This window comes from candidate division KSB1 bacterium (assembly GCA_022562085.1).
Lineage (GTDB): Bacteria > Zhuqueibacterota > Zhuqueibacteria > Oceanimicrobiales > Oceanimicrobiaceae > Oceanimicrobium.
On sequence record JADFPY010000090.1, the window covers coordinates 1 to 14,082 of the forward strand.

11 protein-coding genes are annotated in these 14,082 nt (G+C 41.8%); 7 read left to right on the forward strand and 4 right to left on the reverse strand.

All coding sequences use genetic code 11. From position 1 onward, the window contains the following. Together IH879_09705 and IH879_09710 are read right to left on the reverse strand one after the other, a co-directional pair. Positions 1 to 2,108, reverse strand: a 2,108-nt coding sequence (locus tag IH879_09705) for a GWxTD domain-containing protein (GenBank protein ID MCH7675210.1), incomplete at its 3' end; no start/stop codon positions are given. Positions 2,109 to 2,520: 412 nt separating this feature from the next. Then, positions 2,521 to 3,132 carry a porin family protein gene (locus tag IH879_09710; protein MCH7675211.1) on the reverse strand — a complete coding sequence of 204 codons (612 nt, stop codon included), beginning with the start codon at positions 3,130 to 3,132 and terminating at the stop codon, positions 2,521 to 2,523. 438 nt (positions 3,133 to 3,570) lie between these two features. Between IH879_09710 and IH879_09715 the strand changes: the two genes are divergently transcribed. After that, positions 3,571 to 3,888: a hypothetical protein gene (locus IH879_09715; protein MCH7675212.1), complete on the forward strand. Its 318-nt coding sequence runs from the start codon at positions 3,571 to 3,573 to the stop codon at positions 3,886 to 3,888. Between the two features lie 489 nt (positions 3,889 to 4,377). On the opposite strand, the gene IH879_09720 is transcribed toward IH879_09715, so the two are convergent. Next, on the reverse strand, positions 4,378 to 4,632 hold the full coding sequence (locus tag IH879_09720; GenBank protein ID MCH7675213.1) for a protein kinase: 255 nt from the start codon (positions 4,630 to 4,632) through the stop codon (positions 4,378 to 4,380). Between the two features lie 344 nt (positions 4,633 to 4,976). On the opposite strand from IH879_09720, the gene IH879_09725 reads away from it, so the two are divergent. From IH879_09725 to IH879_09745, 5 genes are read left to right on the forward strand one after another with little or no spacing between them, the layout of a single operon-like run. Continuing rightward, positions 4,977 to 5,816, forward strand: coding sequence for a DUF3662 domain-containing protein (locus tag IH879_09725; GenBank protein MCH7675214.1), 840 nt, complete (start codon positions 4,977 to 4,979; stop codon positions 5,814 to 5,816). A gap of 4 nt (positions 5,817 to 5,820) precedes the next feature. Continuing rightward, the gene (locus tag IH879_09730) at positions 5,821 to 6,534 is read left to right on the forward strand and encodes an FHA domain-containing protein (GenBank protein MCH7675215.1); all 714 of its coding nucleotides are present in this window, start codon (positions 5,821 to 5,823) and stop codon (positions 6,532 to 6,534) included. A gap of 5 nt (positions 6,535 to 6,539) precedes the next feature. Further along, positions 6,540 to 8,198: a hypothetical protein gene (locus IH879_09735; GenBank protein ID MCH7675216.1), complete on the forward strand. Its 1,659-nt coding sequence runs from the start codon at positions 6,540 to 6,542 to the stop codon at positions 8,196 to 8,198. Then, positions 8,161 to 9,708 carry an FtsW/RodA/SpoVE family cell cycle protein gene (locus IH879_09740; GenBank protein MCH7675217.1) on the forward strand — a complete coding sequence of 516 codons (1,548 nt, stop codon included), beginning with the start codon at positions 8,161 to 8,163 and terminating at the stop codon, positions 9,706 to 9,708. The genes IH879_09735 and IH879_09740 overlap by 38 nt, the downstream gene beginning before the upstream one ends. Next, positions 9,705 to 10,502, forward strand: coding sequence for a serine/threonine-protein phosphatase (locus IH879_09745; GenBank protein ID MCH7675218.1), 798 nt, complete (start codon positions 9,705 to 9,707; stop codon positions 10,500 to 10,502). Before IH879_09740 ends, IH879_09745 begins: the two co-directional genes overlap by 4 nt. Positions 10,503 to 10,613: 111 nt before the next feature. On the opposite strand, the gene IH879_09750 is transcribed toward IH879_09745, so the two are convergent. Next, positions 10,614 to 12,101, reverse strand: coding sequence for a LysM peptidoglycan-binding domain-containing protein (locus IH879_09750; protein ID MCH7675219.1), 1,488 nt, complete (start codon positions 12,099 to 12,101; stop codon positions 10,614 to 10,616). Positions 12,102 to 12,395: 294 nt separating this feature from the next. Between IH879_09750 and IH879_09755 the strand changes: the two genes are divergently transcribed. Continuing rightward, positions 12,396 to 14,082: protein kinase (locus tag IH879_09755; protein ID MCH7675220.1), on the forward strand; the 1,687-nt coding region annotated here is incomplete at its 3' end.

Below are 14,082 nucleotides of genomic sequence, written 5' to 3' on the forward strand. Positions count from 1 at the left end.
TCAATTGACTTTTCGGCTGTTTTGCCGTGATTCAAGTCTTTCACTTTAACCGTCATTTTATATTCTCCCGGCTGTAACTTGCTCACATCAAAGCCGGCAGTTTCATAATAAGTATGTTCAAAACCAGTGAAGTCATTCTTAACCGATATCACCTGTTTTTTTCCGCCACCAAACAATTTAAAAGATCCCTTCCGTTGAGTCATGGTGTATTCAATGTTAAATGATGTTTCCCCGGTTTCATCCTTCCTCAAATTATATATTTCAAAATATAGATGAACCTGATCGGATTTATTAAAAATTTTGCTTGGGTTAGGGATAACTTCAAACTTTCCGTTTTTAAACACCGATTCGCGTTCAGCATCAAGAATATTAAAAGCTAATTCCAGATCGCTCATGCCAAAGGCTTTGCGATCAATTACCGGCACCTCGATCTCGAAATTATCTCCTCCCCATTTTTTAGTCGAAGGGCGGTTGGCATAAAATACAGAGTGATAGGTACCGGGTTCCAAATCAAGATAAAACCGGTGAATAAAAATGTTTTCCAGAGTTGACTTAAACGAGACCTCCCTGGAGAATTGAGTAATGTTATTCCAGTCAAGATCATAAATTCCGGCGCCATGTTTAAAAACCAACCCATCCATATTTTGCTCATCATTTAAAAGTTGCTGAATGGACAATCCATAATAAAGCTCAACACGAGTTTTATTGTTATCACCTCGAAAATAGGCGATATAGTATGGCATATCTAATTCTTCGGTACCTTTATCCCAGGTATGAGAATCACTGGACATGGCGTTTTTCACCGTCAGATGGCTTTGATCGGCTATTTGGTTCTGGATACTGCTAATCTCCTGCACTGATGTAGCCAAAGTTAATCGATCAAGTTTGGGATCCCAGCCAACTCGATCCTGAACCATACGTATGTTTGGTAAATTGGCAGCAAGCTTCCAATTGTTCCCGGTGGCAAGATAAGTTTCTTTTAGAAAGTGAAAAATAAATTTCTCCCTATCGTCGCGCTTAAAATAATGCCAGGATTCATTGGAGCCAATAGCGGGTGTGATAGCGACCTGGTTAGGGGCGCCGTGACGAATGTAAATAAGACCTTTATCGTTGAATTCTTCATTTTCAAAGTAAGCCGCCGGAAACTTTAAATGACCGGCCTTGTCCGGGTTAGTTGCCCAGCTGCGGACGCCATCGAACCAAAAGCTTTTTTCGGCTAAAATGAGTCTTCTATAATGCTCCATCGCACGAACATTAATAGGAGAAGCCGGTAACGGGTTACGCCTTTTCCAAAATTTTTGAAAAAAGATTTTTTTATCCTCAACCGTTCCTAAATTTCTATAAAGCGCCATTTCTTGATCAGTAGATATGTATTTTGAATCCTCAAACAGATATTCTGCATCAAAGTGAGTTTCAAGAGAGTTCAATGCTAAATTAAAATAGTCGCTGGCTTTTTTTAATGAATTCTGCTGAAGATTCAGTCGCACAAGGGATAAGTATATCAGGTTTTTATTTACAGAGTGCTGCTCTAATATTTTTTGAAAAATCGATTCAGCCTTTTCAAAATCTTTATTCAGCCGAGACACTTCCCCCTGGAGGTAATCCACCCACATTCCCTGATGCATGTCGGTCCAGCGGATATGGTTGCTGTGTTTCAACAAAAGACGATATGATTTATAAAGTCCTATTTCTGCGCGAACTAAATCCGGCTTGATTTCAACCTGCTTATGACCCCATATAAGAGCATTTTCGAATTTTCCATCCCACCGCTCAACAAGGCCTCGCTGATAAAACACATCCCGGTAAGCAGGTTCTCTATCAATCACCAGAGAAAAGAAATCTCTCGACTTGTTGAAATCCATTTTTTTTAATTGAAAGGATTTGGTTTTACCTGTCTCGCGATAAGCAATACCCAGATAATAGTTCGCCTCAGAGTCAAAAGGTTGTACTTCCAATACTTTACCATACCAGTCTTTGATTTTGCCCCACTCTTGTTTTAGGAATGCAGTTTGCCCCAAACCAAGCATTGCTTCCACAGATTTTCTGTCAAAAACGAGCGCCTGACGGTATACAATTTCAGCTTCCTTATACTCACCCTCGATTTTCAAGCTATTTGCTTTTTGAAGAAGAAGGTTTGGGTCGTGCGGTTTAGTCTGAGAATAAAGTGGAAGAAAAAGGACTAGACACAATACAGAAATTAGCATCGGTCTGATAAATGAATTTTTATTATCAATTTGCATATAATTACTGAATCGTTTTGACTTCGACAAAAAATCCGCCCTGACTTAATGAAATAAAATCTAACCCTGATTTAACATAATAATTCTAAAATACCATAGGCTGCAGGTTAATTAATTTAATCGTACCAAAATTAGGATTTAAAAGAAATGATTTCCAAGCCGCGCTAAAATTACCACAGACTCATTTAATTATTCCGAGTTTACTTTGGTCATATGAGAGAAAAAAAGAAAACCCCGGCTCATTGGGCCGGGGTCTCGAGGAATGGATAGGAGGAGGAAGCTATTGAATCATTAAAGTGAGCATAAATCCAACTGCATCGCCGTTTAAGTCCGGGTTTAAATCTGTGAAAAACTCTCCCTGCTCAGTCTCCTGTCTCTGGCTGTAATAATCGAGTTTTTTGAACATGACTTCCGCACCGACCCCAAAATGTTTTGAGAAAAGGAAATCCACGCCGAGTGCGACATTAAGTCCGGCCCCAACAAACGCGATATCTGAATTTTGTTCCTGCAAAGCATAGACACCAAAACCAACTTTACCGTAGGGCTGTAACCTTGACTCAATTTCAAACTTTTGTTGTAAGTTAAGTTCGATTCCGCCAAATTCAGTCAGCAATTCTCCACCATTCACCGGAATGTGTTCGGACCCCAAAAGTGTCAGCCACATGGAAAATCTATTTGTAAAACCGTAGCCCAGGCTCAATGCGCCGCCCTCACCCTCGTTAAGCCCTCTTTCTGCAATCATTTCAAAAGAAGCCGAGCTGATCGCTGCTTTAAGACCTTTATGAGAAAACCGGGATGCCGGACTTTTCTCTTGAGCGTAAACTGAAAAGGATAAAACAAAAACACCCAAAACACCGTTTAAAACAACCTTAATGTAGTTTTTCATTTTCATTCTTGCCTCCCGCTGAATTGTCAAATTACCTAATCGTATGATAGGGTAAAATAAATTACACTTATGTAATCCATTGCTTGGTTGCCTTTGAGAAAGACAAATCGTGTGCCACAAAATTAATGTTGTAATTTAAAGGCTTACCCCTTATTGGGATTTTCCGAATATGTGAAATAAATCGACATCTGTAGCAAATTAACCACGCAATGATCGGAAGTCAGAAATCTGATTACAAATATGAACCCATGCGTACATCAGGACAATTCGGAGCTTCAACCTGAACGATTCAAATTCTTGTTTATTTAGAAGTTAGGTTTTTTGGCATAACTTTTGAGAACAATCATACCGAATTTAATTCACAAATTGGCTCAGACACTTCGATTTATTAACAACTTCGTTTGCCAGCATTACTCACTTTCTTAATCTTGAAAGCCTGGACTAATGACAAAAGATTACAGATTAGCGGATAATTTCAAAACCGAATCCACTCGGAATAGGAGCAGAGGTAAACTCGCTCAAAATTTGGTTGAGCATGTTGTTTTACGCATTGACGATGTTAATACAAATGAAATTGAAGAACTCAGCACGCTCATTTATGCCCTCAAAAGCTCGCAATATAATGATAACGTTGTTAAAAATGGAACCGGCAAACAGGATTTTGTCGTAACCGTAAAGCCAGCCCAGTTAGACGAAATAAAACAAGCTTTACATGTAATTTTGCGGATTGTAAAACCGGAGAGAATTGCAATTGATACTTAGTGAGCAATCAAACGAACGCTGTTAGTTTTCAGATTCTTGAGCAAACAACTCAAGAATTCGTGGTGAGAAATATCGACTATCCAATCGATAATTAGAATCCAACTTTTTAACATTATCAAATTCAGTCAAAGCTTCTGCAAGGACTCATTGCTTTCTTCACCAGATAAAAAATATTCTGTGGCATAGGCAGAGCCCAAAAAGGCCTGAATATTAAAATTTGTCTGGTAGACGATCAAGGCTTGGTTTAGCAATTTAATCGATTGTGTGATATTGCCCTCAAAGAAAGAAGTGACTCCTCCCCTGGCTTGCTTTTCCGCAGTATCGATTTTTTGCAGGTATTCAATGGCCTAAAGTCCATTATTTTTACTTTTCCATCATCCAGAACCCGGATGTTTTCCGGTTTAATGTCGCGGATGTACTATACTTTTAGAATGCGAAAAAGAAACTCCGTTACTAATCTGCCGGGCAAAATCAAGTTTTTGACGAAGGCTAAGTTTTTCGTTTTGTTTTGATTTGTTTGAGATCGCTACCCGGCAGGTATTCCATAACGATGTACGGTTTACCTTCGATTTCTCCCAGGTCGTGAACGATGGTAATATTTTCGTGGGAAAGTTTACCGGCCGAGCGGGCTTCACGGTAAAATCGTTCTCTAATTTCTGGCTGGTCAAAAAGCTGCTCCGCTAAGACTTTAATCGCCACTTCTCGTTCCATCAACGGATCAAATGCTTTATAGACAATACCCATCCCGCCCTTGCCAATCTCTTCTACAGTTTCGTATTAGTTATTTTTTTCACTCGGGTTCTATTTTCTCGAGTTTAGTCATTTCTTTACACTCGATTCGAGCTTCTCTTTTCTGAGATTTTTCGCAATGATTGTACCATTAAATAAAGTTACTAATTCTATCTAACTCCATTTTAATATAGTAGCAACTCATTAATTGTCAAGGACTTTATAGGAACGCCAGACTTTATAATTTGGATGGCTCTCTTAAAATTATACTTGACAATTTTGTAAGTTTTTAACATATTTAAGTATAATTTGATGAGTCTCCTAAGAGATGTTTTAAAAATAGATATAGAGGTAGTTCCATGGCTTTTAAAGAAAAACTGAAGGGCGCCTGGAGACGGGTCTCCAATCTCGACGATGAAACCCAATCCATAAGAAGAAAAGTAGATGACAGGATTCCTTACAAAGTGATCTCAAAGAAACTGAAAGAAATTATGGAGCAAAATGTAGATGTGGTCGGAAGAAGAATTCTTATTCCCAATTTTTACACTATCTACTTCAATGAATCGGATAGAAACATGAGATTGGAAGTTGAAGACGTCATGTGCAGTGAGCTGAAAGAAGAGCTCTTTCATGAAATGCGCAAAATCAATCCTGAGCAAAGCAAAGGTGACGTGGTGATCTCGGTTAACACTGACCCCGCCATTGAAAAAGGCCAATTTAAAGTCGTTCACAGAATGAAAAAACCCTCGCCGGAGGAAGAGCGAGCGAGTCTGGATAAGACCGCTTCCGAGATAATGACTCCACCGGATGAGAATGATCTTCAACAAACAATCGTCGAAGCACCCGATTTTAGTGCAGCAGATGAACAGCAAACCATCGTACAAATGCCGGAAAGCTCGGTTTTGTACAAGCTGCTCATCCATACGGACGATGGCACAAACGAACAACTTGTGACCAAAGAAATGGTAACCATCGGTCGCAGCAGCCAGGACGATGTCGTTCTGGAATCTTCCGACTTTTCTATTTCCAGAGCACATGCTACCCTTGAGATGAGAGATGAAATGTATTACTTAACGCCGGCAGGGATCAATGGTACTTTTGTAAATGGCGAAGAATTGGAGCTCAAAAAAGAAGTTCAGGTATTTCCGGAAGATGAAATAAAAATCATGAACTACAAACTGACAATTAAAGCCGGGTAAAAAAATGGGCCTTATAGCAGCCATAGATAGCGCTATTAAAAAAATAATTTTTTCCATTTTTTGGTGGTTAATGGACCCGCTGGAACCGGAACGGCTTTTTAGCCAATTGACCGATCAACTGGAAAGGAATCTTGACCCAAATAACCCTGAAAGACTTCTGGCCCCTGATAACTTTGACGTCATAGTCAATAACAAAGTCTTTATTAAGCATGCCCATTCAATTGCAAAGCTTGAAACCAACATGCAAGACAGATTGCAAAGGTATGTGGCAGACCGGGACTACGCACTTTCACAACCGCTGATAAAGCTGCAAATTATTTCTTCAGCAACCTTGTCCAAGAATAAGATTGAAATCCATGTCCGATTCTCAAGTGAGGAGGAGGACTTTCAGCCGGCCGATGATGGAAAATATGAGCTCAAAATCATCAAAGGTCAGGGACAGGGGACGTCGTGGAAAATCAAACCGGGAAAAACGTATACTATTGGCCGGGTTCCTACTGCTGAGATTTGCCTGCCGTACGATAACATCTCAAAAAAGCAAGCGACGCTTTATTTTATGCCGGATTCTAAAATCACCATAGTTGATGAAGGCAGCGCCAACGGCACATTCATTAATAATGATGAAAATCCTATAAAAGGCAGTCTGGAATTAAAAATTGGGGACCAGATCAAGTTTTGCAAAACCAACCCCGTGGTCATGACCCTCTCTGAGAAATAACGACCATGCTCATTATACTGATCATAACCAAATACCTTATCCTCTTCTCAATCGCGGCTTACCTTGCTCGAATACTTTATGTTACAGTTAAAAATATGCCGGGTCTGTTTTCTTTCGCCCGCCGCAAAGAGCTCTCGGTTGTTTTATGGGTCTTTATTTTCGCTTTCCTGACTTTGCTCGGTTATCAAAGTTACTGGCAGCTTTTCATCGACAACGAATATTTCGCAAAAACAAAAAAACTGCATGATCCGCGACCCTGGATAATTGAGGCCACAACCTTAAAAGGGAAAATTTACGACCGCACTCATGATGATGCGAAACTGCTGGCCGGTTACTCACCCCCTTCAAACGGGCGACTCCCCAGGCGAATTTATCCGCTCGGTGAAGCAACCTCGCACCTGCTTGGCTACTCAGACGTTGAGCGGGGTAAAAGCGGTTTGGAGAAATTTTATTTCGAAAGATTGATGGGGTGGACAGACTTCACTGAGGAAGAAAAACAGAACAAAACCAACAACAAATATTTTCGTCTCAAGCCGGTTGGCAATGATATTGTTCTGACGATTGATTACGAATTACAAAAGACGGCCTACGAGGCCTTCGGTGATAACAAAGGGGCTGTTGTAGCAATCGAGCCGGCAACTGGAGACGTCCTGGTTTTAGTGAGCGCGCCGAGCTTTCATCCCGACTCAGTCTCAGTTGACAAAGCCTGGGTTCGTATTATTAGAGATGAAGAAAATCAGCGACTTTATAACCGGGCGTTAAAAGGACGCTATCCTCCCGGCTCAACAATGAAGCCACTTGTTGCGACAGCTGCTCTTGAAAAAGGAATCGACCCGGTTTGGAACCTGGGACCAGCCGGTTATCGCCCGCCGGGCGTGCGCAGGAAAAGAGTTCACGATCACGAGCGGGTCAGTTACCCCAAAAGAGGACTTGTCTGGCGGGGGCAGGGCAAAATAAATATGACCAAAGCCATGGTCAAGTCGAGTAACCACTATTTTTCAAAACTGGGCGTAACCGTCGGCGATTCCTTAATGCACGAAATCGCCTGGCGCTTTGGTTACAATCAAGCGGTTGAGTGGAATATCTCCCGTCCCGAACTTAAGGGCAAAATTGTTACTTTCCGAAGCTCCTTCCCCCCTACTGAAAATGCCCACGAGCTCGCCTGGTCCTCTATTGGCCAGGAAAAAGTTCTGGCGACTCCATTACAACTGGCCATGACTGCAGCGGCAATTGCCAACAATGGCATTTTGATGAAACCAAAACTTGAGCTGAACGAAGCCCCGGAAGTGTGGCATAAAGTCATGTCCGAAGAGACCTCCAGAAAAGTCAAAAAAATGATGCGGGAAGTTGTTTGGGCGCGGGGCGGAACTGCCTGGAGACTGCGGATGAAAGAAGTCGAAGCAGGCGGTAAAACCGGAACGGCAGAACTCACAAAAATCATTACACATGAAGACGGCACAAAAGAAAAGGTTATTATCAACAACGCGGTTTTTATCTCATTCGCCCCAGTCGAAAATCCGAAAATCGCCATTGCGGTGATCGCCGAAGGAGCTGGTTACGGCGGTTCTGCTGCTGCACCAATTGCAAAGCAAGTCTACTTAAAGGCATATGAATTAGGTTACTTCGATGACGGAACAGAAGCCACCATCTCAGCTAAAAATTAACCCGCTGTTTGGGTTGATCTTCACCATCCTGATAACAGTACTCGGAATGCTTTCCGTTTATGTTGCCGGAAATGCCCGAGGCTACGATCCCAGCCTGGCAGTTTTGGTGCGCAACTCCCTCATGATTTCTGCTTTCCTTGTTGTTTATCTTTTTCTAAAACGCAATTACAAAGGCGACTTCGCAATTCTCATTGTTGTGGCCCTGCTAACCGGAATCGGGTTTATCGTTCAATATAGAATCAGCTCCGCAATTAACATCGATTTCCAGAAAACCCTGATCAGGCAGTATTCCGCAGCGGTCCTTGAAGAAGGCGCACTCACTGATTCAACTCAACAACTTGCAACGTTGGACTCAACCGTGGATAAAGCTTCTGAAGAAAGGAGTTTGCAAGCCATCCAAAAGGAAGCTGAGCAATTTCTTAAACTGGATAAGCTTAAGTTTGGCCAAGTTATGCAGGAATTTCTTAACAGTGTCCCCAGCTGGTCGCGTTTGATTATTTCTTATTCGATTGCTCTCTATTTGATTATCTACATTATCAGAAAATGCTCCGACAACAAATTCATGGATTCACTGGCCCGGCCATTCTTCTGGGTAACGCTCACGGTTTTTCTGCTTTTCATTTTTGTTGCTTTAAGCGAGGTAGGCACACGCGGCAGGTTTGTTTACCAAATGACCCCGTGGGAAGCATTTAAGGTCACAATCATTATTTTTCTGGCGGGATTCTTCGCCAAATACAAAGATGAATTCACCCGAAAAGCACCAAAAATCAAAGGGAAAAGACTTCAAAGAATAATGATACCGTGGGGTCCGTTTTTATTAATTTGGCTCATACCGCAGCTTTTATTCATTCTGCTCAAAGATTTCGGTCAAGTCATCATTTACGGCGGACTGGTTATCATCATGGTTTTTGTGCTCACCCGAAAGTACATCTTTTTGTTTGGTGGAATTGCAATCACCGTTATAACATCCAGGTTAATTCTGCTGCTTGAGGGCATTGCACCCGCGCACGTGATGCAGCGCTTTATCATCTGGTCAAATATCTGGGCTGAACCTCACAATAACGCCTGGTGGGATAGTGTCTATCAAGTTATGAATTCATTCTTTGCTCTAAATGCCGGCGGGTGGACGGGAGCGGGATTGGGGTTGGGGTATCCCACTAATATTCCACTCGTGGTGTCGGATTTTGTTTATGCGGCGATTTCGGAAGAGTTGGGATTCTTCGGGGCGGCTATCATCGTATTTCTTTATTTGGGATTGGTTTTTCTCGGGATTCGCATTGTTCTGGAATCTCATAGTGATTTTGAAAAACTCCTGGCCACCGGTTTTACAACCATGCTTGCAGTACAAGTCTTCGTCAATATTGGCGGCGTGATAAAACTGATTCCGCTCACAGGAATCACTCTACCGTTTATCAGCCGCGGTGGTTTTTCTTTCCTGGTTTCAATGCTTATTGTTGGTTTCTTGATGGGACTTTCGCACAGAAATGGCAAAAGAGCCGTCGAAGCATGAAGTTCTCGATTCAAACTGCCAGCATAACCGACATAGGCCTCAGCTCTAATTATACAGTCAATGAAGACAGTTATCTCATCTTGGAAGCAGACGGTGTTTTTGCTGTCGCCGACGGCGTTGGGGGTGCAAATGCCGGTGATATAGCAAGCCAGACTGCTATAAGCACTATCAGTGAATTAATCCCAAGAGAGAAAAAGAACGAGCAAAGAACTAAAGAAAATTCGGTAGATTTTCTTAAGAAGTTAATAACGGCAGGTAACAAAGCGATTCATGCCTTAGCAAAAGAAAGAGAACAGCAAATTGCTTCGACAATTGTCATCATACTGATCGAAGCAGACCACGCTATTTTAGGGCACATCGGCGATAGTAGAATTTATGTTTACAGAGATAAAAAGCTCATCCAGCTCACGCGCGATCACTCCAAACTGCAAAATCTCATCGATAACAACCTGATAAAACCAGCAGAGGAAAGCGACTTCCAGGACCGGCATATTATTACAAAGGCGCTTGGTATCAAGTCTAACGTTGAACCGGATATTCAGAAAGTAAATCTCAAAAACAAAGACCTCTTCATCCTGTGCACGGATGGAATTTATATCCACAACTCGAACGAAGAAATGCTTGCCAATATTGAGCAGAACAGGGGTAAGCTGCAAAAAATCTGTGATATATTTAAAGAAAACTGTTATGAAAAAGGAGCAACGGATAATTTAACAGCGGTCGTCCTGAAGATTGCAACCCGGGACCTGGATGAACAAGAAACGAAAATTATGAGAGCGCCGGATCATATTTGAGACGATTATTAAAAAGGTAAAATTGAGGTAAACGAAGAGTCATTTCGACCACTTCGGCTTCACTCAGGGCAGGCCCGGGATAAATCTTTTCACGAACATGACAATTCGTTCTCACCTCAACCCCACCACCAACCGACTCCCCGGATAAATTTTCGAACCCCTCACCTGGTTCCACCTCCTTAAATTGCTCACCGTCGTATTGTATTTCCTCGCCAGCCGCCACAACGAATCCCCTCGTCTTGTTCTATGAAAAACAGCCAAATCTTTTCTCTTGTAAATTCTCAATTGCTTGCCTTTCTGAAGGTCATCGACTCGGATCAGCGGATTCCATTTTCTGATTTCATCGGCGGTGACCGAATAATAGCGCGCCAGGACATTTAAAGATAAACCGGTCCGCTCAACTCTGTAGAGAAATCTTAACTGTTTAGGGGGAGGTGTATAAACCGAATCGCTTTCTATCTTCGCATCAGCTAATTCCGTTTCGTCTGCAACCGACTCTTTAATAACCGTCACCGAAGCAATCCGCAGTTTCATCCCTGTCTTTATCCATCTTGAACTGCGCAGATTGTTGTCAGCCTTGATTGCTCTAACCGACGTACCGAACCTCTTAGCGATTTTGCTGAGGGTATCTCCTCTTCTCACACGATAAGTTTCATAGGTAATCTGAATCTGCTCCGGCGGGTTGTCCTTATACTCCTGCATAAAATGCTCTTTAACACCCACCGGCACTTTGATCGAATACTTACCGCTTGGGGCAATTTTAGCGGTCAACGCCGGGTTGAAAGTTTTTATAACATTCGGCGGCACATCTGCCAGCCTGGCGATTTGATCAATGGAAAATGTTGCCTCAATTTCGATTGTTTCATAATCCCAAGGTTTGCTTTTTTCCGGTAATCTCACACCGTATTTCTCCGGATCGGAAAAGATGTGTAAAATCGCGTAGAACTTTGGAACGAAATTATAGGTCTCTCTCGGAATTCTGCGAATCTGCCAATAATTAACGACCTTCTCGCGCTTCATAGCCCGGATCAGTTTTGGGAAACCGCAGTTATAAGCTGCCAGGGCAAGTTCCCAGTCCCCAAACCTAGCGTACAAAAACTGCAAATACTCAGCAGCAACAATCGTGGACTTTTCCGGGTCCCGCCTCTCATCTATCCAGCGGTTGACTTTCAGACCATAATCCATGGCCGTTGCCGGCATAATTTGCCATAACCCGACCGCCCCGGCTCTCGACAAACTGTTTGGTTCGAAAGCGCTTTCTAAAATCGGCAAATAAGCCAAATACTGTGGAAGATTGTACTCTTCAAAAATGGCTTGAATCATGGGCAAATATTTTCCGGACCGTTTGTAACTTTCCAGCAAACCTGCTTTCATATTTGGCCGGGTATAATTTCGAATTTTTGCATTTATGCGATCATTCATGGGTACTTCAAAATCGGCGAATGGGTCTAGTTCCCGCACTTCTTTGGGAGCCTCTTCCTTGAAGAAAAAATCTTTTGGCACCCGATTAATGGCAAGCGAAAGACCGCCACCAACCACCACTCCCAGAATGAAAACGATCGCTCTGTTAAGAAAAAAGCTGCTAAACTTTTTCAACATTGTTTACTCTTCAGTTGTATTTTATATTGTTTGATACAAGGTTACTGGCAGACAAAGGAAAATTTAAACATAATTTATCAGTAAAACAAGTTTAATCACTGATTCCCGAGGAAACCGTGGGCCAAAAAATACGATGACTTTGTTTCCCAATATTGTCTTGACAATTAATTGACATTTTATTATACTTGAAATTATGCTGACTTAATTTGTGAACATTTTTTCGAAATCCAAGAAAATTTGAGATGTCTTTTCGTCTGTTTTTATTCACCTCTAAATAAGCTCGGTACTTCTCCTATGAAAAAAATAGGCAAATTCAAAATTATTGAAGAAATAGGGAAAGGAGGCATGGGAATCGTTTATAAAGCCCTTGACCCCTATATAGATCGAGAAGTTGCTATAAAAGTTATTATAGAGAAAGAATTAGGGCTTCCCGAAGTGAAGGAGCGGTTCTATCGTGAGGCTCGATCGGCCGGCAAATTATCCCACGAAAATATCACTATTGTGCATGAAGTTGGCGAACTAGAGGGCAAACCCTATATTGTAATGGAATACCTGAGGGGTAGTAATCTGAGTGAGCTAATTTCAAAGAAAAAGCCGATAGAACTAAACCAAAAAATTTCGTATGCGATACAGATTTGTAAAGCACTGAAGTTTGCCCACGCCAACAAAATCATTCATCGGGATATTAAGCCTGAGAATATCATGGTTCTTGATAATGGCAAAATAAAAATTATGGACTTTGGCATCGCAAGACCGGAATCAAGTACATTGACCCAGCAAGGTATGATAGTGGGTACTTTGGCATACATGTCACCTGAGCAAATCAAGGGGATTAAGATTGACAAAAGAGCCGATATTTTCTCTTTTGGCGTACTTCTTTATGAGCTTCTTAGTTACAAAAGACCGTTTCAAGGGGACAACACGACCATCATGTATAAAATTGTTCATGAAGAACCGGAGAATATTAATCTGGAGGAAAGCGCCCCCGTTGAAGATCTACAAAAAATCCTATCAAAATGTTTGCAAAAAAAACCGGAAGAAAGATACAGTGACTGTTCCAATATAATTAATGACCTGGAAATTATTCTTAAACATCAACAGCAGGATCAAACAATATCGGGCTTACTCATTGAAGGCCGGGCCTTTTTTGAGGAAAAGAGAATTACCGAAGCAAGGACAAGATTCGACAAAGTGTTAGAAATCGACCCCAATAATGAAGAAGCCAAGTTTTTAAAACAGCAATGTCTCGCTATCGAAGATAAAATCGAAACCATGATTGTTTCGGCTGAGGAAACGGCGCAAAAAAAGAAATTAGACAAATTAATTGTGGACGGCAACGGGTACCTCGAGCAAAACAAATACAACGAGGCATTGAAAAAATTTAATAACGTTCTAAAAATAGACCCTGAACACAAAGAGGCAGTAAATGGCTTAAAAAAAGTTCAAAAAGGACAGGATACAACTCCAGCGAAGGCACCTCGGGAAGGTGCCCCAGGAAAAACGTCAAGTAAAGGGCTTAGATACGCTTTAGCGGCTCTCCTTATTCTGGTAGTAGGTGCAGGTGGTTGGTACTATTTGGACAAGTTAAGCAAAACCTCCAAAGAAGAGCTCGTGGGCCCTGCATCTGCTGCCAGAGAATTGATGCTAAGCAGCAAAAGTGCAGCTGAGGAAGCCAATACCGAAACTTGGGCCGAGGCAACTTTTGGGTTCGCTCTGGATGCCGAACAAAGAGCAGAAAAAGAATTCGAAGAAGAAAACTTTTGGGCAGCAAAAGAAACCTTCACAGAGGCGGGTAATTTATTTCAAAAATCAATTAAGGAAGCGGAAACAAATTCTGAAGCGGCCGCCGCCAGCGCCGATCTCGGAAGTTTAAAAGAGATGGTTGCATCGGTAAGAATAAATATGCTAAAAGAGAAATCTTCGGCAGAGAAGGCCAGGGCGCCGACTACCGCAAAAAAAATATTTAATTCAGCATTAGCCA

Bases quoted from the DNA above. Each gene is read 5' to 3' on its own strand.
- IH879_09715 (MCH7675212.1), top strand. From the start codon at position 3,571: ATGACAAAAGATTACAGATTAGCGGATAATTTCAAAACCGAATCCACT.
- IH879_09725 (MCH7675214.1), top strand. From the start codon at position 4,977: ATGGCTTTTAAAGAAAAACTGAAGGGCGCCTGGAGACGGGTCTCCAAT.
- IH879_09710 (MCH7675211.1), bottom strand. From the start codon at position 3,132: ATGAAAATGAAAAACTACATTAAGGTTGTTTTAAACGGTGTTTTGGGT.
- IH879_09750 (MCH7675219.1), bottom strand. From the start codon at position 12,101: ATGTTGAAAAAGTTTAGCAGCTTTTTTCTTAACAGAGCGATCGTTTTC.
- IH879_09720 (MCH7675213.1), bottom strand. From the start codon at position 4,632: ATGGGTATTGTCTATAAAGCATTTGATCCGTTGATGGAACGAGAAGTG.
- IH879_09740 (MCH7675217.1), top strand. From the start codon at position 8,161: ATGACGGAACAGAAGCCACCATCTCAGCTAAAAATTAACCCGCTGTTT.
- IH879_09745 (MCH7675218.1), top strand. From the start codon at position 9,705: ATGAAGTTCTCGATTCAAACTGCCAGCATAACCGACATAGGCCTCAGC.
- IH879_09730 (MCH7675215.1), top strand. From the start codon at position 5,821: ATGGGCCTTATAGCAGCCATAGATAGCGCTATTAAAAAAATAATTTTT.
- IH879_09735 (MCH7675216.1), top strand. From the start codon at position 6,540: ATGCTCATTATACTGATCATAACCAAATACCTTATCCTCTTCTCAATC.